Genomic DNA, 20,326 nt, shown 5'->3' with positions numbered 1-20,326 from the left:
CGGCCTTCCCGACGATTCCCTTAGGCAGTATTGTTTTAGAACTTGATTCGTGACGCGGCCGGACGGCGCGACGCGAGATGGGATGTCTTGTCGACAATGCGGCACATAGGACGGAGACAGACCGAATATGTCGGTAAATGATAGCGACCCGTATATGCGGGAAACGATGACGCGCCTTGGCCGGAACGGCTTCGGACAGGCGGTGGAGCAGGCTCATGCAGGAGCAGGCATCCGCAAGGCATCGCACGGGCGCAGGCGATACCAGCTCCTGCAGATCTGGTCGGTCTGCATGGGAGCGACGGCGCTGACAGGACTGGTGGTCCCGGGCTTTGCGCGGGCGCAGGCGGTAGCGGCACCCGTGGAGCGTCTCTTCACCTCCGTGGAGACCTTCGGCTATTCCCTCGTCATCGGCATCCTTTCCGCTGCGCTTGTTTCGGCCGTCTGGCTGATCCGCCAACGCGCGCGTCTCGAAAACGAAGGCGCCGAGATGCGTTCCGCCTTATCGGATGCCAATCAGCAGATTTCCCGGTATCAGGCGCTGATCGCCGACAAGAATCGCCGGATCGTCATCTGGGACGGACAGAACCGACCGGAATTCCTCGGCCAGCTACCGGTCGAAACCGGCGCGCCGCAGACCGATGGCGATTTTCTCGCATTCGGCCGCTGGCTCAAGCCAGCATCGGCCGGCGAACTTGAAAAGGCGATCGAGAAGCTTCGTTTCGACGCGCACAGCTTCGACCTCATCGTAGAGACCCAGCGCGGAGAAGTACTGGAGGTGCAGGGCCGGCTTTCCGGCGGGCGCGCCTTCGCCCATTTCGTGGCGCTCAACAACCTGCGGGCCGAGCTTGCCGAACTCAAGATCGAACGCAACCGCCTGAAGACATCCATCGCCACCTTCGAGGCGCTGCTCGACGCCATCGAGCAGCCCGTCTGGCAAAGGGATGCCGATGGTCGGCTGCTTTGGGTCAATCATGCCTATAGCGAAGCGGTCGAGGCAGCCTCTCCCGATCAGGCCATCCGTGAAAACCGTGAGGTCCTGAGCAGCCTGACCCGCGAGAAGATCAAGGCGAGCGTTACGCCGGAATCCCCTTTCCACGATACCGTTTCGACTGCCGTCCGAGGCAACCGGACCTTCTACGACGTGGTCGACGTGCGCGGTCCCGCGGGTTCCTGCGGCATGGCGATCGATGTCTCCCAGAAGGAGGCGCTTCGCGAGGAACTGCAGCGTACGCTGAAGAGCCATGCCGAAACGCTGGATCATCTGGCGACACCCGTTGCCATTTTCGACGGCGAACGGCGGCTGCAATTCTTCAACCAGGCCTTTGTGCAGCTCTGGGAGCTTGATCACGCATTCCTCGAGGCCCGACCCGACCATGCGGAACTGCTCGACAGGCTGCGTTCGGCCCACAAGCTGCCGGAACAGCTGAGTTGGAAGGCGTGGAAGGAAAACACGCTTGCCGTCTACCGTTCGCTCGACACGCAGACGGAACTCTGGCACCTGCCGAATGGCCAGACGCTTCGCGTGATCGCTTCTGCGCATCCGCAGGGCGGCGCCACCTGGGTCTTCGAAAACCTCACCGAACAGGTCGATCTCGAAACGCGCTACAATACGCTGCTGCGAGTGCAGGGCGAGACCATCGATCATCTTTCCGAAGGCGTTGCGGTGTTCGGCCCCGATGGGCGCATCCAGCTTTCCAATCCGGCATTCCGCGCGCTCTGGGGCATCACCGAGGCCGAAGCGCGTCATGGCACCCACATCCGCGCCATCGAGACGGCCTGTGCACCGTCCTATGACAAGCCCGACGGCTGGAAAGCCTTCAGCAAGATCATCACCAGCTTCGAGGACGAACGCCCCTCCAGCCAGGGCACACTGGAACTCTATTCCGGCCTTGTGCTCGATTACGCGGTGACGCCGCTTCCGAACGCCCAGACCATGCTGACCTTCGTCAATATGACCGACAGCGTCCGAGCCGAACGGGCTCTGAAGGAAAAGAACGAGGCGCTGCGCAAGGCGGACGAGTTGAAAAACGACTTTGTGCAGCACGTTTCCTATGAACTGCGGTCGCCGCTGACCAACATCATCGGCTTCACGGACCTGCTGAAAACGCCGGCCATCGGGCCTCTCAACGAACGGCAGGCCGAGTATATCGACCACATATCGACGTCTTCCTCCGTTCTGCTCACCATCGTCAACGACATTCTCGACCTGGCGACGGTGGATGCAGGTATCATGCGTCTCGACTATTCCGACATCGATCTCAACGATCTGCTCGACGACGTGTCGATGCAGATGACCGACCGCCTGCAGGAAGGCAATGTCACACTGGAGATCGCGGCATCGGCCCAGCTCGGCCATATCGTGGCGGACCAGCAGCGGCTGAAACAGATCCTCATCAAGATCGTGACCAACGCCGTCAATTTCGCACCGGAGGGATCGGCCGTGGAAATGAAGTGCTGGCGGGAAGATGGCGATTTCGTCTTCACCGTTCATGACAATGGTTGCGGCATGACACCGGACATGCTCGCGACCGTCTTCGACCGCTTCTCGACGAACGGCAAGGGCGGCAGACGCAGCGGCGCGGGCCTCGGTCTCTCCATCGTGGAGAGCTTCGTCAACCTCCACAACGGCAAGGTCTCCATTGACAGCGCCCCGGGGGGCGGTACGACTGTATCGTGCCGCATCCCGACAGCCGTCATGCCCCAATCCGTTGCCGCAGAATGACCCATAGCCAGACCAGCATTTCCCTCTTCCTCCGTTCCGAAGCAGCCACCCAGCAACTTGGCGAGGATCTCGCGCTTGCCCTCAAGCCTGGCGATTGTGTCGCGTTGTGGGGCGACCTTGGCGCCGGCAAGTCGACGCTTTGCCGCGCCCTGCTCAGGGCCATGGCGGATGACAGCGAACTCGAAGTTCCGAGCCCGACATTCACGCTGGTGCAGAATTACGATCTGCGTCTTCCGGTCGCGCATTTCGATCTCTACCGGCTCGGCGATCCGGGCGAACTGGACGAACTCGGCTTCGAGGATGCGCTGAAGGATGGCGTCTGCCTGGTGGAATGGCCGGAGAAGGCGGGCGCCGCCCTGCCCGCCCGCCGGATCGACATCCGCTTTGCTTTTGAAGCCAGTGGTGGACGACAGGTCGTCATCGAGGCCGAAACTGGCAAACTCTCAAGAATCTCACGTGTCCTCCAGATCAGGGGCTTCCTCAACACTCATGGCCTGGCTGGCGCCCGGCGGCGCCATCTGACGGGCGATGCCTCCACCCGCGCCTATGAATACATCTACCCTTCCGAAGGGCCGCGAAAGATCCTGATGGATTCGCCCCGCCAACCGGACGGCCCGCCGATCCGTGACGGCAAGCCCTATTCGCAGATCGTGCATCTGGCGGAAGACGTTTATCCCTTCGTCGCCATCGCCGGTGCCTTGCGGGACAAGGGTTTCGCCGCGCCCGAGATCTATGAGAGCGATTGCGAAAACGGCATCCTGCTGATCGAGGATTTCGGTCCCGAAACCGTTCTCGACGACAACGGCGTTCCGATTGCGGACCGTTACCGGGCGAGCGTCGAATGCCTCGCCGCCCTGCATGAGACGTCCTTCCCGCGCGAGATCACGTTCAATGGCGGGCTGATACACCGTATTCCCGACTACGACCGCACTGCCATGAAGATGGAAGCGGAACTTCTTATCGACTGGCACCTTCCCTGGAAGCGCGGGGGCAAGCCCGCCACCACGGAAGAACGGGCGGAATATCTGTCCATTTGGGACGGGCTGATCGACGCGCTGTCGGACGCCGAAAGATCGCTTGTTCTCAGGGACTTCCATTCGCCGAACATCATCTGGCGCGGCGACAGAGAGGGAAGCGACCGGATTGGTCTTCTCGACTTTCAAGACGCCATGATCGGTCCAACGGCCTACGATCTCGTTTCTATCGTGCAGGATGCGCGCGTTACCGTCAAACGGCCGCTGGTCGACCAACTGATGGAAGACTATCTTTCCCTGCGCAGAAAGAACCCCGCCTTCGATGAAGCGAATTTCCTCAAGAGCTGGGCAATCATGTCGGCGCAGCGAGCCTGCAAGCTGAACGGCCTCTGGATCCGCCTGCTTCAGCGCGACGGCAAGCCAGGCTACATGAAGCATATGCCGAGAACCCTGTGGCATCTGTCCGTCGCTTTCGAACATGATGCACTTGCCCCCTTGCGCGACTGGTGTGCCCGGGTTGGAATCGGCTCGGCCGAATCAGCGTAGCGACTTGCCATGAAAATCACCCAGGCGATGGTGCTTGCAGCGGGGCTCGGAGCCCGGCTGCGGCCGATCACGAACACGATCCCGAAGCCGCTGGTGCCCGTCGGCGGCAGGCCGATGATCGATTATGTCCTCGATACGCTTGCCGATGCCGGCGTGGAACGAGCGGTGGTCAACGTGCATTATCTCGCCGACCGGATGGTCGAGCACCTGTCGCGTTACAAGAAGCTCGAGATCGTGATTTCCGACGAGCGCGACCGGCTGATGAATTCGGGCGGCGGGCTTGCCAAGGGGCTGAAACTTCTCGATCGCTCCCCTGTCTATGTTATGAATGCCGATCTTTTCTGGCTCGCTGACCAGGCGGGCGAGGCTTCCAACCTCCGCCGCCTCGCGCGCTTCTTCGACCCTGAAAGCATGGACATGGCGCTTCTCTGCGTCCCCCTGGAGAACACAACGGGACACAACGGCAAGAAGGATTTCTCGCTCGGCAATGACGGCCGCCTTGTCCGCTATGCGGAAGGGCTTCCCCGGCCGGTGGTCTATGCGGGCGCGATCGCGATGGAGCCCTCGCTTCTCGACGATGCACCTGATGACGCCTTCAACCTCAACATCTACTTCGACCGGGCCATCGCAACAGGGCGTCTTACCGGTCTCGAAATGGCGGGGCACTGGATGACCGTCGGTACACCCGAGGCGCTCGAAGAAGCCGAGGCGGTCATTCGGCGCTTCTCGGGCGAGGCATAAGGGATGCCGACCCATCAACCGCGTGTCCTGACGATACCGGCGGGGTTGCCATTTCTGAAGGTGCTTGCAGCCACGCTACTCGACGGCCGGCTTGCATCCGGATACCGATACGATCCGCAGGACCCGCTTTCGCTGGCTAAGGTGACCATTCTCGTTCCGACCCGGCGGGCCGCCCGTGTGCTGCGCTCGGAATTCGTGGATCTGCTTGGCGGTCGCTCGGCCATTCTGCCGATGATAAGGCCGCTTGGCGAAACCGATGACGACAGCGGTTTCTTTGAGGAAGAAACGCCTTTCCTGCTCGACCTTGCCCCACCGGTCAGCGGTACGGTCATGCTGCTCGAACTGGCGCGCCTTATCCTTGCCTGGCGCAACCAGTTGCCGAACGTGGTCCGCAGCATTCATTCCGACACGCCCCTGGTCGCGCCGGCAAGCCCGGCAGACGCCATATGGCTCGCCCGGGCGCTGACGGAACTGATCGATGCCGCGGAAACGGAAGGTTGCGACTGGGCATCACTCAAGACACTCGACACGTCGAATTTCGCGACGTGGTGGCAACTTACCGCCGAATTCCTCGCTATTGCCACCACCTTCTGGCCTGCGCGTCTGGAGGAGTTGACCCGCTCCTCGCCGGCGCGCCACCGTGATGCCGTCCTGCGTGGCGAGGCCGAGAGGCTCGCCCGCTCAACCTCCAGCGATCCCGTCATCGTTGCGGGTTCCACCGGCTCCATCCCCGCCGCTGCCGACCTTATCGCTGCCATCGCGGCACGACCGGAAGGAACGGTGGTGCTGCCCGGGCTCGATATGAGCATGCCGGACGAGGACTGGACGCGGATCGGGCTCGAAGCCGAGCGTATTTCCGATCCCGCCTCGCGCGGCCATCCGCAATACGGTCTCTTTCATCTCTTGCGGCGCATGCGCGTCGAACGGCGGGATGTCGAAACGCTTGCAGAGGCGTCCTCGGATCTCGCGGATCGTGCCGAGATCCTGTCACGCGCCATGGCGCCCGCGGGGGCGACGGACGGATGGAAGATCTGGCGTGACGATTTCGGCGCCGCGCGGATGGAAGCCGCCTTTGCCGATGTCGGCCTGATCGAGGCGGCGAACGAACGCGAGGAAGCGACAGCCATCGCCATTGCGCTCAGACTCGGTCTCGAAAAGCAGCGCGAGGGCGGCGAAAGCCGGGTAGCGCTGATTACACCGGATCGGACGCTGGCGCGCCGCGTGACGGCTGAGTTGGCACGCTTCGGCATCATCGCCGACGATTCGGCCGGCACGCCCTTCACCGCGACGCCGCAGGGCATGCTGGTCCAACTCCTGCTCGAAGCGGCGCTGCGGCCGGGCGATCCCGTGGCGATCGTCTCGCTGCTCAAACATCCGCTCGTTCGATTCGGCTTCGATGCTGATACCTACCGCTCGGCAGCCGATGCGCTGGAGGTGATCGCGCTGCGTGGCGGCGTGCAGCCCGTCGATCTCGCGACGCTGTTGGCTCTCTTCGAACGACGTCGCGAAGAACAGACGACCGACCGTCATCCGCCCCAATGGCGGCTCGGGGTTTCCCGTGAAACAATCGAGGCCGCAGGCCAGCTCGCATCGCGCATTTCCGCGGCCGCCGAGCCGCTCGTCTCGGCCCTCGTGGCAAAAGCTGGTGAACGGCGCCTGTCCGACAGGCTGCCCGTCGGCCAATGGGCCGAGCGAACCGGACGGACGCTGGAAGCGGTCTGCGCCGACGACAAGGGCGATCTCTCGCTCCTCTGGTCAGACGAGGCCGGCGAAAGGCTCGCGGACCTGCTTGCGGAAATCATGAGCGCTGACGGCCAGATCGAGGCCGACGGCCCCCAGTGGATTGATATCATGGCAGCGCTGATGACCGGCGTCGCAGTCAAACCGAAGGCAATGCGTCACCCGCGCGTCTTCATCTTCGGCACGCTGGAAGCCCGACTGCAGAATGTCGATACCGTCGTCATCGGTGGCCTGAACGAAGGTTCGTGGCCCGGACAGACCACCAACAACCCCTTCCTCTCCCGAATGATGAAGACGGAGATCGGGCTGGAACCGCCGGAAAAGCGCATCGGCCAGCTCGCCCACGATTTCGAGATGGCCTGCGGCACACGCCAACTGATCTTCTCCCGCGCCCTTCGCCAGGGTTCGGCTCCGACGGTTGCCTCCCGCTGGTTGCAACGGCTGCTCGCGCTTGGCGGCGGCGATTTCGAAAGCCGGCTAAAGGCACGCGGCGATATCTATCGCCACTATGTCGAACTGCTCGATAAGGGCGAAAGCCAATCGCTGGCCCAACGGCCGGCGCCGAAACCGCCGGCAGAGCTTCAGCCACGCAGCTATTCGTTCAGCGAGGTCGGGCGCTTCCGTCGCGACCCCTATTCCATTTATGCCCGCCGCATTCTCCGGCTCGATCCCGTCGATCCGTTCAATCAGGATCCGGGTGCTGCCGAGCGCGGCACGCTTTATCACAAGATCATCGAGCGCTTCGTCAGCGAAGGCCATGATCCCCTGACCCCCGCCGGTGCCGCCGCGATGCGCGCAATCACTGACCGGCTGTTCGACGAGCAAGGGCTTCCCACCCATATCGACATCGTCTGGCGGCAGCGGTTTCGAGCCGTCGGCGATGCTTTCCTCCGCTGGGAGGGAAGGCGCCGGCCGGAGATCCGCCAGACGCTGACCGAGGCTCGCGGCGGTGTCGATCTGGCACCCGTCGGCATTCGCCTGACCGGTGTGGCCGACCGGATCGACATCAAGGGCGGCGGTCATGCCGATATCATCGACTACAAGACGGGGCTTGGCCCGAGCGTGGCGCAGGCGCGCAGTCTGCTCGATCCGCAGCTCGCGCTGGAGGCCGCGGCCCTGACGGAGGGGGCATTCCGCGACGCCGGCCGGCTTCGTCCCGAAAACCTCATCTATGTCCGACTGCGACCGGGCGATCGTTTCCAGACCGATCAGGTGAACAACGAACTCGCCGGACGCGGTGATAACAAGAAATCCGCGCTCGATCTTGCGGCACAATCGGTCGCCGAACTCGGCCGTTTCGTTGCAGCTCTGCAGGCGGGTGAGCGCGGCTTCGTTTCACGGCTCATCCCGGCGCAGCAGAACGATTTCGGCGGCGAATACGATCATCTGGCCCGCGTCGCCGAATGGTCGACCGCCGACCGTGAGGAGGCTGGCAATGACGAGTGATACGCCTGCACTGCCAACGAGTGCCGATCCCGATACATGGCTCGACTGGACGACGCTGCAGCAGTCGCTTGCCTCCGATCCGCGACGCTCCGCCTGGGTGTCGGCCAATGCCGGTTCCGGCAAGACCCATGTGCTGACCCAGCGCGTCATCCGACTGCTGCTCGGTGGCGCACGTCCCTCTTCCATCCTCTGCCTGACCTATACCAAGGCGGCGGCATCGGAAATGTCGAACCGCGTCTTCGCGCGGCTCTCCGACTGGGCGACGCTTTCGGATGAGGCGCTCTCCGAGCGCATCTATGAGATCGAACGGCGACGGCCGGACCGCCAGAAGCTTGCGGATGCACGCCGGCTGTTCGCCAAGGCGCTGGAGACGCCGGGCGGACTGAAGATCCAGACGATCCACGCCTTTTGCGAAGCTCTGCTGCACCAGTTTCCGCTGGAAGCCAATGTCGCCGGTCATTTCAACGTTCTGGACGACCGGGCATCCGTCGCGGTTCTCGCCGAGGCGAAGCGCCTGCTTCTCACCGCGACATCTTCGGAGGAGGATGCCGATCTTGCCGCAGCCTTTGCCGATGTCCTTTCCATTTCGGACGAAAGCGGACTGGAAACATTACTCGGCGAAGTCGTCGCTAACCGCCATACCATCCGCCAGTTCTCACGCGCCTCGGAGCCTTTCGGCGGCATTGACGCAACACTCAGGCGTGGTTTCGGCCTCTCCGACGATGCCTCCGAAATCTCGCTTGCAGGCGAATACTGGCCGCTGGCCGGGCTGCACGGCGGGATGTTGGCGCTCTACATCCGTCTTGCCGAAGAAAAGGGCGGCGAAAAGGTCAAGGCCGTTGCCGATGCGCTTTCAGTAGCCCGCCAGACCGACGATCCGCTTGAACGCGCCAGCATCCTCGATTCGGCTTTCCTGACCGCATCCGAAACAAAGAAAGCCGACAGTTCGCTGATCGCGACCGCTATGAGCAAGGTGGCACCGGAGCTGAAGGATGCGGTGATCGCCGCGCGCGAGCACGTGCTCGCCTGCCGCGACCGGCTGCGCATCTTCCGCATGTATATGGCGACGAAAGCGGCGTTGACGCTGGCATTGCGGTTCGATGCCGACTACGAGGATCTCAAGAAGAAGCGCAGTCAACTCGACTTCGAGGATCTGATCGCACGGACGGCCGAACTCCTCATCCGAAGCGACGCAGGCCCCTGGGTGCATTACAAGCTCGACCAGGGTATCGACCATATCCTCGTGGACGAGGCGCAGGACACCAGTCCGCTGCAATGGTCGGTCATCCGTTCGCTGTGCGGGGACTTCTTTACCGGCAGCGGCGCTCGGGACGTCCTGCGGACCTTCTTTGCGGTGGGTGACGAGAAACAGTCGATCTACTCCTTCCAGGGCGCCAGACCGGAGCGTTTCTCCCAGGAAGCGAACCAGGTCGCACGCGAAGTCGACCGGGGCGGGCAATTGTTCAGTTCCGTCAGGCTGCCGCTATCCTTCCGCTCCACCTCAACAGTGCTCTCCGCGGTCGATCAGGTCTTCTCGGTCGAGGACAATATCAGGGGGCTGAGCGCCGCCGGCGATCCCGTCGTGCATATGTCGAGCCGCAGCGGCCATCCCGGCGCCGTCGATCTCTGGTCGATGATCGTCGCCGAGGCCAATGAAAAAAGCGAGGACTGGACCGCGCCTTTCGACGCAACGCCGGAGAGCGCGCCATCCGCCATACTGGCCCGCCGGATCGCCTTTGCCATCGGCCAGATGATCGGCCGACAGACCATCATTGAAAAAGGCAGGGAACGGCCGATCCGCGCCGGCGATATCCTCGTCCTGGTGCGCAAGCGTGACAGCTTCGTCAATGCGCTGACCCGGGCGCTGAAGCGGCTCGACAACATCCCCGTCGCCGGTGCCGACCGGCTGAAGCTCACCTCCCATATCGCCGTTCAGGATCTCCTGGCGCTCGGACGCTTCCTGCTGCTGCCGGCTGACGATCTTTCGCTGGCGGCGTTGCTCAAGTGCCCCCTGCTCAACCACAGCGAGGACGAACTGTTCCAACTTGCCGCGTATCGTCCGGAAGGACGGGGCCTCTGGGAGCATATGCTGGCGGAATGCGCGGAACCGGGTTCGCGATGGGAGGCGACTGTGAAACGCCTCGGCGAATTCCTCCAGCTGTCGCGCAGCCTGCCGGTGCATGATTTCTATGCCCGCGTGCTCGGTCCCCACGGTGGACGCCGTGCCTATCTCGGCCGCCTTGGCAGCGAGGTCAGTGACATTCTCGACGAGTTCTTGACCTTCGCCCTCTCCTTCGAGACTGCCGGCCTGCCGGGACTTCAGGCCTTTGTCTCGACTCTCGAAATGGAAGCCCCCGAGGTCAAGCGCGAGCAGGACAAGGATCGCAACGAAGTCCGCATCATGACCGTGCATGCCTCCAAGGGCCTCGAAGCTCCGGTGGTGTTCCTTGTCGACGGCGGATCGAAAGCTTTCAATCACAGTCACTTGGCCAGGTTCCGGCTGATCGAGACCGACGAGATCCTGCCGGCTCTGCCCGTCTGGGTGCCGGTCAAGGCTCTCGGCAATTCGCTTGTCGCAACGGATACCGAGCGCCGCAAGCAATTGGCGGAAGAAGAATACCGGCGTCTCCTCTATGTGGCGATGACGCGCGCCGCCGACCGGCTGATCGTTTGCGGCTATCGCGGCGTGCAGGACCCGGGCGATATCTGGCACCGGATGATCGAGAGTGCGCTGCGCAACGACGAAACCCATTGCCGCGAGGTGACATTCAGCGGTCCGGACGGTGAATGGCAAGGCCTCTCCTGGCGCCTGCCCGGCAGCGAAGCATCGTTCCCGCAGGAGACCGAGGTGAAAGCGGAGGCGGCGACAGAAGATCTGCCGGAAGCGTTGCTCCGTCCGCTCCCGCCTCAGACGAGCCTGCCGCGTCCTCTAAGTCCCTCCGGGGCAGGATCGATCGTCGTCGACGAAACGGACGATGCGCTGGTGACATCGCCGTTGTTTGGCGAAAAGGCATCCGTCGGCATCGCGCTTCAGAAGGGTCGCCTGGTTCACCGCATGCTGCAGGCGCTTCCGGCGATCGCCGAGACGGAACGGCTGGCGGCGGCCAGACGCTATGTGGAAAGGGCCGCCCGCTTCTGGCCGCAAAAGGAACGCGAACGCCTGCTCGAAACGATCCTTTTGGTTCTCGACCATCCCGATCTGCAACCGGTCTATTCGTCTCGCGGCGAAGCGGAAGTCGCGGTCATGGGCACCTTTATTCTGAACGGCGAGGAGCGCGCGGTCTCCGGCCGTATCGACCGCATGGCGGTCATCGGGAACCGGGTCGTTCTCATGGACTACAAGACCAACCGGACACCGCCGGCCACAATATCGCAGGTTCCGCTGTCGCACCGCGCCCAGCTCGCGATTTACCGGGAAATCCTGCGCCCGCTTTATCCCGGCAAGGATTTCGAATGCCTGCTCGTCTACACGGAAAACGGCTCCGTCGTCGCACTTCCCGACACACTGCTGTCGCAATCGCTTGCCGAGCTCAAGACATCGTGAGATACAAGATATTGAAAATGTCCGGCGTCGGCATCAGATATGTTGCAAGCAAAGCACCCGTAAAGGAGCAGCCAGATGGCTACCGTAAAAGTCGATAATTCCAATTTCCAGGCCGAAGTTCTCGAATCGGCCGAACCGGTCGTCGTTGATTTCTGGGCCGAATGGTGCGGTCCCTGCAAGATGATCGCTCCGAGCCTCGAAGAAATCGCCACCGAAATGGCTGGCAAGGTGAAGGTCGCGAAGCTCAACATCGATGAAAACCCGGAACTGGCCGCCAAGTTCGGTGTCCGCTCCATTCCGACGCTCGCCATGTTCAAGGGTGGCGAAGTGGCTGACATCAAGGTCGGCGCCGCTCCCAAGACGGCGCTGGCAAGCTGGATTTCGAACGCGGCCTGATCCGCTTCCAAAAGCAAAGAGAAAAGCCCGGCAATGCCGGGCTTTTTCATTGGTTCAAACTCTTCATTTGGGCGGTGTGCCGTTGTCCGCCAGGACGTTACCGACAAGATACAGCGATCCGCCGATCAGGATTCGAGGCGCCGGCTGGTCGGGATCGATCCGCTCGCGAATTTCGTCAAGCGCTTCGGCAACCGACGAGACAGGGGAAGCGACGAGCCCGGCATCGAAGGCCGCATGCGCGAGGACGACCGGGTCGATGGCTGCATCCGTACCGCGAATCGGCACAGTAAAGACGTGCTGGGCGATATCGGCGAAGGCCTTGAAGTAGCCGACCGGATCCTTGGTATTGATCATGCCGGTGACGAGGTAGAGCGGCCTGGACTGACGCTCCTCGAAGCCCGCCATGGCTTCCGCAATGACCTCGCCGGCCCCGGGGTTGTGCCCGCCGTCCACCCAGATCTCCGCACCCTCCGGAGCATGGGCCATGAGCAGGCCTTCCGTCATACGCTGCAGGCGGCCCGGCCACTCGACGCTTGTCATCGCTTTTTCCGCGATCGCCTCGGTCACCGGAAAGCCCGCAGCCTTCACCGCACGGATCGCGGCGGCGGCATTGGCGAACTGGTGACGCCCCGGCAACCGCGGCAGGGAAAGATCCAGCAGGCCGAATTCGTCCTGATAGACGAGGCGCCCGAATTCCTCATGTGCGGAGAAATCCTGGGCATAGACGACATGCGGGCAGCCCAGCCGTTCGGCCGTCGTCACCAGGACATCGCGGGCGGATTCGTATTCCTGGTGGCCGATGACCACAGGAAGCCCGCGTTTCATGATGCCGGCCTTTTCGGCGGCGATCAGTTCGACACGATCGCCGAGATAGGGCTGATGATCGAGCGAGATGGGCATAATGACCGAGACGGCCGGCTTTTCGATAACATTGGTCGCATCGAAACGGCCGCCAAGGCCCACTTCGATGATCGCGACGTCAGCCGGCTTTTCCGAAAACAGCAGGAAAGTGACCGCTGTCAGGATTTCGAAGACGGTAATCTGCTGGCCGCCATTGGCTTCGGCCACGCGATGCAGAGCACCGGCAAAATCGGCATCCTCGACCAATTGGCCCTGCCCGCCCCTGACGCCGATGCGATAACGCTCATGCCAGCGCACCAGATGCGGTGAGGTATGGACATGCACGCTCAGGCCCTGTGCCTCGAGCAGCGCGCGGCAAAAGGCCGTAACCGATCCCTTGCCGTTGGTTCCGGCAACGTGAATGACGGGCGGCAGTCGCAGATGCGGATTGCCGAGACCTTCGAGCAACCGGCGAATACGGTCCAATGAAAGATCGAAGCCCTTGGGGTGCAACCCCATGAGCTCCTCGATTACCTGTTCTGCCTCACTGAAGGCGGGCTCAGTCATGATATTTCGATTCCGCAGCTTCGGCTCGGTAGAGTGCTGTCGTTCAGGCCGCTGGCTTGTCCGAAAGAGCCGGCGTCTTTGCCGGGGCGGCGTCCGTGTTGGCCGGGCGCTTCATCATGATCTTCAGGACTCGCGCCAGGAGCGCCGGGATGTCATGGCGCTTGACGACCATGTCCACCATGCCGTGGTCGAGCAGATATTCCGAGGTCTGGAAGCCTTCCGGCAGTTTTTCGCGGATGGTCTGCTCGATCACGCGCTTACCGGCGAAGCAGATTTCGGCGCCTGGTTCGGCGATATGAAGATCGCCCAGCATGGCATAGGACGCCGTGACCCCGCCCGTCGTAGGGTTGGTGAGGACGACGATGTAAGGCAGGCCGGCTTCCTTCAGCATGTCGACCATGACGGTTGTGCGCGGCATCTGCATGAGCGACAGGATACCTTCCTGCATGCGGGCGCCGCCAGAGGCCGGGAACATCACCAGCGGGCACTTTTCCGCCAGCGCGCGTTCGAACGCCTTGACGATCGCCTCGCCGGCAGCGATGCCGAGCGAGCCGCCCATGAAGTTGAACTCATGCACAACGGCAACCAGCTTGAGGCCTTCCACCGTGCCGACGCCGGCAAGGATGGTATCCTCCTGCTCGGTCTTGGTGCGGCTGTCCTTCAGGCGATCGGTATATTTCTTCGAGTCGCGGAATTTCAGCGGGTCCTGCACGACCTTCGGCTGCGGAAGAGCCTCGTATTTGCCACCGTCGAAGAGATCGATGAGGCGCGCCTTGGCCGGCATCTTCATGTGATAGCCTGAAGCGGGAATGACCCACTTGTTTTCCTCAAGGTCCTTGTGAAAGACCATCTCGCCGGTTTCGGGGCACTTGATCCAGAGGTTTTCCGGAACTTCCCTGCGGCCCAGCATGGAATTGATCCGCGGCCGTACATAGTTGGTGATCCAGTTCAATTGACTAACTCCTGACTGAAAGAGCCAATATCGGAAGATTATTCGGCAGCAGCAAGGCGGGCGGAACGCACGCCGCCGGCAAGACCGCTGACCAGGGTCGCTACTGCCTGGACGGTATCGGCGGTTGCCTCGCCGGCCGGGGTCAGATTGTTGGCGACCTGATTGACGATAGCGGTACCGACGACAACGCCGTCGGCGTTTGCACCGATGAGGCGCGCATGTTCCGCAGTCTTGACGCCGAAGCCGACGCAGACGGGCAGGTCGGTATGGGCTTTGATGCGCTGGACGGCGCCGGAGACCTTGGAGGGATCGGGAAGCGCCGAGCCGGTGATACCGGTCATCGATACATAATAGACGAAACCGGAGGTATTCTGCAGAACCGTCGGCAGGCGCTTCTCATCCGTTGTCGGCGTGGCAAGGCGAATGAAGTTGATGTCCCGCTTGCGGGCGGGAAGGCAGAGTTCGTCGTCCATTTCCGGCGGAAGATCGACCACGATCAGTCCGTCGATACCGGCTTTCAGCGCTTCATCGAGAAAGCGCTCGACGCCGAAGACGTATATGGGATTGTAGTATCCCATCATAACGATCGGGGTCGCCTGGTCGTCTTTGCGAAATTCGCGGGCGAGCTGAAGCGTCTTCTCCAGCGTCTGTCCGGATTTCAGCGCGCGCTGGCCGGCCATCTGAATTGCGGGACCATCGGCCATCGGATCGGAAAAGGGCATGCCGAGTTCGATCACGTCGGCTCCGGCTTCCGGCAGGCCCTTCATGATCGCCAGCGACGTCTCGTAGTCAGGGTCGCCGCCCATGAAATAGGTAATCAGCGCCGGGCGTCCTTCCGCCTTCAGATCGGCGAAACGTTTGTCCATGCGTGCGGTCATTTCAAAGCTCCATGCCGAGGATGTTGCCGACGGTGAAGATATCCTTGTCGCCGCGACCCGACAGGTTCAGCAGGATGATCTCGTCCTTGCCCATCTTCGGGGCGCGCTTGATGACTTCGGCCACCGCATGGGATGGCTCGAGCGCCGGGATGATGCCTTCGAGCTTCGTCAGGAGCTGGAAGGCTTCGAGCGCCTCATCGTCCAGGATCGGCACGTATTCCACGCGGCCGATGTCGTTGAGCCAGGCGTGTTCGGGACCGATGCCCGGATAATCGAGGCCTGCCGAGATCGAATGGCCTTCCTTGATCTGGCCGTCTCCATCCTGAAGCAGGTAGGTGCGGTTGCCATGCAGGACACCCGGCGAGCCGGCGGTGATGGAGGCACAGTGCTCATCGCCGGAAAGGCCCTTGCCACCCGCTTCTACACCGACGATCTTGACGTCCTGGTCGTCGAGGAACGGGTGGAAGATGCCGATGGCATTGGAACCGCCGCCGACGGCCGCGATGACGAGATCGGGCAGCCTGCCCTCGGCTTCGAGCATCTGTTCGCGGGCTTCCCGGCCGATCACCGCCTGGAAGTCGCGCACCATTTCCGGATAGGGATGCGGACCGGCAGCCGTGCCGATCAGGTAATAGGTGTCCTCGACATTGGTGACCCAGTCACGCAATGCCTCGTTCATGGCGTCCTTCAGCGTGCCGTGGCCGGCGGTTACCGGCTTCACCTCGGCGCCGAGCAGCTTCATGCGGAAGACGTTCGGAGCCTGGCGCTTGACGTCGGTTGCGCCCATGTAGACCACGCAGGGAAAGCCGAAGCGGGCGGCCACCGTCGCCGAGGCGACGCCATGCTGGCCTGCGCCGGTCTCTGCGATGATGCGCGTCTTGCCCATTCGCTTGGCAAGCAGGATCTGGCCGATGCAATTGTTGATCTTGTGGGAACCCGTGTGATTGAGCTCTTCCCGCTTGAAGTAGATCTTGGCGCCACCAAGGTGTTCGGTCAGGCGCTCGGCGAAATAAAGCGGGCTTGGCCGGCCAATGTAATGCGCGCCGAGGGACTTCAACTCCGCCTGAAATTCCGGATCAGTCTTTGCCTTTTCCCATTCCGCCTGCAGGTCCAGGATCAGCGGCATCAAGGTCTCGGCGACAAAGCGTCCGCCGAAAATGCCGAAACGACCGTCCTCGTCCGGACCTTCCCGGAAGGAATTGGGCTTGGGTGACTCGTTCACGCTGCGCTCCCTGATGCAGGCTCGCGGATCGAAGCGTCTTCGACCGCGGCAAAAAACTCGTCCATCTTATTCAGATCCTTGACGCCCGGGGCGCTCTCGACGCCGGACGACACATCGATGCCACGCGCGCCGGTTTCCCTTAAAGCGTCGGCGATGTTGTCCTTGTTGAGGCCTCCGGAAAGCATGTAATCCACGCCCGCGTCAAGCGTGCGCAGAAGACGCCAGTCAAAGGTCACGCCGTTGCCGCCCGGCAGATCCGATCCCGCCGGCGGCTTGGCATCAAAAAGAAACCGATCCGCAATACCGATATAGGGCGCGATCCGTTTCAGGTCATCAGGCTCACGGATAGAAAGCGCTTTCATGATCGGCAGGCCGGTCACGGCCTTGACCGTCAACAGACGTTCCGGACTTTCCTTTCCATGGAACTGCAAGATATCGGGCTTCAAGAGCGCGATGATCTCGTCAAGGTCGTCATTGTCGGCATCGACGGTAACGGCAACGATCTTCGCTCTACCCCTCACCCGGTCCGCCAGTTTGCCGGCGATGTCGGGCTCGATGTTGCGGGGGCTCTTGGGGAAGAAAATGAAGCCGATATAGCCCGCACCGCGCTCAACAGCGCGATCCACGGCTTCCGCCGTCGTCAGCCCACAGATCTTGATATCCGGTTTCATGGCAGCGGAAGTGACACGAAAATGCAAAAGAGTCGAGCCAAATTGCGACAAAGCCGGTGCCGGTCTTTCCAACCTCAATCGAAATCGATGGCATGAAGCCGGGCACCATGCCGTTTCAGCCAGGCCTTGGCCTCGTCCATGTGCGGACAAAGCTCGCGGCAGAGTGCCCAGAAGGCCGGGCCATGGTTCATCTCGCGCAGATGCGCGACCTCATGGGCGGCGAGATAATCGATCACCGGCGGCGGTGCCATGACGATACGCCAGGAGAAACTCAGATTGCCATCCCATGAACAGGATCCCCAGCGGCTGCGGGTGTCCTTCATCGTCAGGGACTTTACCGGTCGTCCTACTCGCTTCGCATGGGCGGCCACCAGTATCTCCAGATCCCGCCGCGCTTCCTTCTTCAGGAAGGTCGCAATGCGCCGGCCGAGATGTTCCTCCATCCCGCTGACGCTGAGCACCGGACCGATCTCGGAATCGAACGCCTCGGTCAACCCGCGCAGGTGGCCGGTATGAATGATCCTGTGGGGAACGCCGCGCAGCGATATTTCGCCGCCATCGGCAATGGGCGGGGAATCCGCATAGCGCGCGAGTTTCGCCTTCAGCCATCCCTGGTGACGATCGAGGAAATCCGCGATCTCGCGTTCCTTGAGGCCCGGCGGTATCGTCATCTTCAAAGCGCGACCGCCGGGTTCGATCCGCAAGGTGATGCGGGTTGCACGGGCATTGCGGCGAATGGTGAGCGGCATTTCCCGTCCGTCGAGCGCGAGCTGACGGGTCGAGGTCGCTATCGGCTTCGTCTTGCCTGCCGGTTTTTTCAGGAAGGGAAACATGGCTTCTTTCTAGCCGATTCGAACTTTATTCGCTCCACAAAAAAGACCGGCACCCGGAGGTGCCGGCTATCATCTGCATCCATGGCGGCGTCTGCTCAGACGCCGGAATAGCCGGAGGCCGCACCGTCATCCTTGCGGGCATTGGCCCGCTCGCGCATGAAACGATCGAACTCCTCCTGGTCCTTGGCACGGCGAAGCTCGCGCAGGTAGCTGTCGAATTCCGCCCGCATCTCGTCGAGCTTGCGGCGTTCTTCCTCGATCCGGTCAAGCTCGGCCTTGCGCCAATCGTCGAAGGCGACGTTGCCGGTCGAGAAGTGGCTGCGGCCGTAGCGACCACTGCGGCATTTCGAAAAGATACCATCGGCGGAGCGGTTAGCCTCCCGCTTGAAATCGCGGAAGCGATCGCCGAACAGGATATAGGCAAGCATGGCCAGACCCAGCGGCCAGAAGACCACGAAGCCGAGCACCATCAAGGCGACAGTTGCCGGCGTCCAGTCCGGACGAAGCAATGCTGACTGGTTCATCATCATCTACCCTTCGCTTTTGCACGGGGGCGAGATGCCGCCCGATGAAATCGATGTGGTAAACGCTCTCCCCGCCTTCAAGGCAAAGTCCCGGCAATTCAGGCAAGGGCCTGAATTGCCCAAGGAAAATCGACCGTTCCGTCAGGCCGACTTGCCGCCCTTGATGACCCGCTTGACCGGGCCTGCCTTGGCCACCGGCGTATGCTGCTTCGCGAAGGCGATGATCCGGGGCGCAATTTCCCGGCGGAAGCGCGAACCGTTGAACACGCCGTAGTGGCCGACATCCGGCTGCATGTAATGCATGCGCATGTTTTCCGGAATGTTGACGCAAAGCGTCTGGGCAGCCTTCGTCTGCCCGACGCCAGAGATGTCGTCGTTCTCCCCTTCCACGGTCAGAAGCGCCACGTTGCGGATGGCGGTCGGATTGACGGGATTGCCTCGATGGGTCATGTCCCCCTTTGGCAGGGCATGCCGGATGAAGACCGTATCGACAGTTTGGAGATAGAACTCCGCGGTCAGGTCCATGACAGCCAGATACTCGTCGTAGAAATCGCGATGCTTCTCGGCCGAGTCCCCGTCATTCTTGACGAGGTGCATGTAGAAATCCTTGTGGGCGATCATGTGCCGGTCGAGATTCATCGACATAAATCCCGAAAGCTGAAGGAAACCGGGATAGACGGCGCGCATGAAGCCGGGCTGGGGCCAGGGCACGTTCATGATGACATTGTCGCGGAACCAGTCGAGCGGCTTGTTCTGTGCCAGTTCGTTGACCGCAGTCGGATTGATGCGGGTATCGATCGGGCCGCCCATCAGCGTCATGGACGCCGGCGACAGCGGATCGTCATTGGCTTCCATGACGGACACGGCCGCAAGAACCGGGACCGACGGCTGGCAGACCGCCACTACATTGGTGCCCTTGCCCAGATGGTGAAGGATCTCGATCACATAGTCGATGTAGTCGTCGAGATCGAAATTGCCATCCGTGAGCGGCACGGTGCGGGCATCGATCCAGTCGGTGATGTAAACGTCGGCGTTCTGGATCAGGGCCTCGACCGTTCCACGCAGCAGCGTGGCATAATGGCCTGACATCGGCGCGACGATCAGGATGCGTGGTCCCTGTTCCACGGACGGCGGCAGATCGCGCTTGAAATGGATGAGATTGCAGAACGGCTTTTTCCAGACGATCTCCTCGGTGACGGTCACCATCTGACCTTCGACCGTCGTGGTCGGCAGGCCGAATTCCGGTTTTCCGTAGCGCCGCGTGACACGTTCGAAGACCTCGAACCCCGCCGCCAGTGTGCGGCCGAGCACAGTGTGGGAAAGGGGATTGAGCGGGCTGCGATAGGCGAGGCGCATGACATCGGCACTTGCCCTGAACGGGGCCATCGCCGCGTGATTCAATTCATAGAGCTGGTAGAACATGGGGCGATCGCCTTTCCGCTGCCGTCATTCCGCGATTCTGCGCTTCATTCGTTAAAAACTACCAGAGTTTGCCCTAATGGAAACTCCCTTGTGAATTCGTCCTTTGGTGGCGGGATATTGCCATCCCGGCCGCATCATAATGCCAGGGGGGAATTAATGTTTCGCGGGGAAGGATGGTTATCGATCCCCTCCTGGCCTATGCCGATGGGAAAGAGTGCCTCGAAATCCGCCCGGACGGGCTTGCAAGCTCGGGCCGTCGCAATATCTTCTGACCGCGCCACACGGCGCAATCCTCCTCCCCCCTACAG

The 20,326-nt window shown here is 62.0% G+C and carries 14 protein-coding genes; 6 read left to right on the top strand and 8 right to left on the bottom strand.

Annotated elements, in window-relative coordinates; all coding sequences use genetic code 11:
- The first annotated feature begins 166 nt into the window (after window positions 1-166).
- The 6 genes from ACLBKR_RS18465 (at window position 167) to trxA (ending at window position 12,109) form a co-directional block, all read left to right on the top strand.
- Window positions 167-2,722 carry an ATP-binding protein gene (locus ACLBKR_RS18465; RefSeq protein WP_414901826.1) on the top strand — a complete coding sequence of 852 codons (2,556 nt, stop codon included), beginning with the start codon at window positions 167-169 and terminating at the stop codon, window positions 2,720-2,722.
- The gene (gene tsaE, locus ACLBKR_RS18460) at window positions 2,719-4,242 is read left to right on the top strand and encodes a tRNA (adenosine(37)-N6)-threonylcarbamoyltransferase complex ATPase subunit type 1 TsaE (RefSeq protein WP_113486299.1); all 1,524 of its coding nucleotides are present in this window, start codon (window positions 2,719-2,721) and stop codon (window positions 4,240-4,242) included. The genes ACLBKR_RS18465 and tsaE overlap by 4 nt, the downstream gene beginning before the upstream one ends.
- A gap of 9 nt (window positions 4,243-4,251) precedes the next feature.
- Window positions 4,252-4,983, top strand: coding sequence for a nucleotidyltransferase family protein (locus tag ACLBKR_RS18455; protein WP_113443196.1), 732 nt, complete (start codon window positions 4,252-4,254; stop codon window positions 4,981-4,983).
- Window positions 4,984-4,986: 3 nt separating this feature from the next.
- Window positions 4,987-8,169, top strand: coding sequence for a double-strand break repair protein AddB (gene addB / locus ACLBKR_RS18450; RefSeq protein WP_113447518.1), 3,183 nt, complete (start codon window positions 4,987-4,989; stop codon window positions 8,167-8,169).
- The gene (gene addA / locus ACLBKR_RS18445) at window positions 8,159-11,713 is read left to right on the top strand and encodes a double-strand break repair helicase AddA (protein WP_113447517.1); all 3,555 of its coding nucleotides are present in this window, start codon (window positions 8,159-8,161) and stop codon (window positions 11,711-11,713) included. The genes addB and addA overlap by 11 nt, the downstream gene beginning before the upstream one ends.
- Before the next feature lie 75 nt (window positions 11,714-11,788).
- The gene (trxA, locus tag ACLBKR_RS18440) at window positions 11,789-12,109 is read left to right on the top strand and encodes a thioredoxin (protein WP_112830666.1); all 321 of its coding nucleotides are present in this window, start codon (window positions 11,789-11,791) and stop codon (window positions 12,107-12,109) included.
- A gap of 63 nt (window positions 12,110-12,172) precedes the next feature.
- Here the strand turns inward: trxA and ACLBKR_RS18435 are convergent, their stop codons facing one another.
- The 8 genes from ACLBKR_RS18435 to ACLBKR_RS18400 all read right to left on the bottom strand — a co-directional run bounded on the left by ACLBKR_RS18435 (window position 12,173) and on the right by ACLBKR_RS18400 (window position 20,018).
- Window positions 12,173-13,516: a bifunctional folylpolyglutamate synthase/dihydrofolate synthase gene (locus ACLBKR_RS18435; protein ID WP_414899944.1), complete on the bottom strand. Its 1,344-nt coding sequence runs from the start codon at window positions 13,514-13,516 to the stop codon at window positions 12,173-12,175.
- A gap of 43 nt (window positions 13,517-13,559) precedes the next feature.
- Window positions 13,560-14,468, bottom strand: coding sequence for an acetyl-CoA carboxylase, carboxyltransferase subunit beta (gene accD / locus ACLBKR_RS18430; RefSeq protein WP_112830664.1), 909 nt, complete (start codon window positions 14,466-14,468; stop codon window positions 13,560-13,562).
- A 38-nt stretch (window positions 14,469-14,506) separates the two neighbouring features.
- Window positions 14,507-15,346 carry a tryptophan synthase subunit alpha gene (trpA, locus tag ACLBKR_RS18425; RefSeq protein ID WP_113447516.1) on the bottom strand — a complete coding sequence of 280 codons (840 nt, stop codon included), beginning with the start codon at window positions 15,344-15,346 and terminating at the stop codon, window positions 14,507-14,509.
- A gap of 1 nt (window position 15,347) precedes the next feature.
- Window positions 15,348-16,568 carry a tryptophan synthase subunit beta gene (gene trpB, locus ACLBKR_RS18420; RefSeq protein WP_113338034.1) on the bottom strand — a complete coding sequence of 407 codons (1,221 nt, stop codon included), beginning with the start codon at window positions 16,566-16,568 and terminating at the stop codon, window positions 15,348-15,350.
- Window positions 16,565-17,239, bottom strand: coding sequence for a phosphoribosylanthranilate isomerase (locus tag ACLBKR_RS18415; protein ID WP_112830738.1), 675 nt, complete (start codon window positions 17,237-17,239; stop codon window positions 16,565-16,567). Before ACLBKR_RS18415 ends, trpB begins: the two co-directional genes overlap by 4 nt.
- 74 nt (window positions 17,240-17,313) lie before the next feature.
- The gene (locus ACLBKR_RS18410; protein WP_113338035.1) at window positions 17,314-18,072 is read right to left on the bottom strand and encodes a M48 family metallopeptidase; all 759 of its coding nucleotides are present in this window, start codon (window positions 18,070-18,072) and stop codon (window positions 17,314-17,316) included.
- Window positions 18,073-18,167: 95 nt separating this feature from the next.
- On the bottom strand, window positions 18,168-18,596 hold the full coding sequence (locus ACLBKR_RS18405) for a DUF2852 domain-containing protein (RefSeq protein ID WP_112830737.1): 429 nt from the start codon (window positions 18,594-18,596) through the stop codon (window positions 18,168-18,170).
- Window positions 18,597-18,737: 141 nt separating this feature from the next.
- Complete coding sequence (locus tag ACLBKR_RS18400; protein WP_113447515.1) at window positions 18,738-20,018, bottom strand: polyhydroxyalkanoate depolymerase; 1,281 nt, start codon at window positions 20,016-20,018, stop codon at window positions 18,738-18,740.
- Window positions 20,019-20,326: the final 308 nt, after the last annotated feature.

It is taken from the genome of Paenirhizobium cremeum, assembly GCF_047553425.1.
GTDB classification, from domain to species: domain Bacteria; phylum Pseudomonadota; class Alphaproteobacteria; order Rhizobiales; family Rhizobiaceae; genus Allorhizobium; species Allorhizobium cremeum.
The sequence above is the reverse complement of the archived record's forward strand: the minus strand, read 5'-3'. Positions and strand labels throughout refer to the sequence as shown.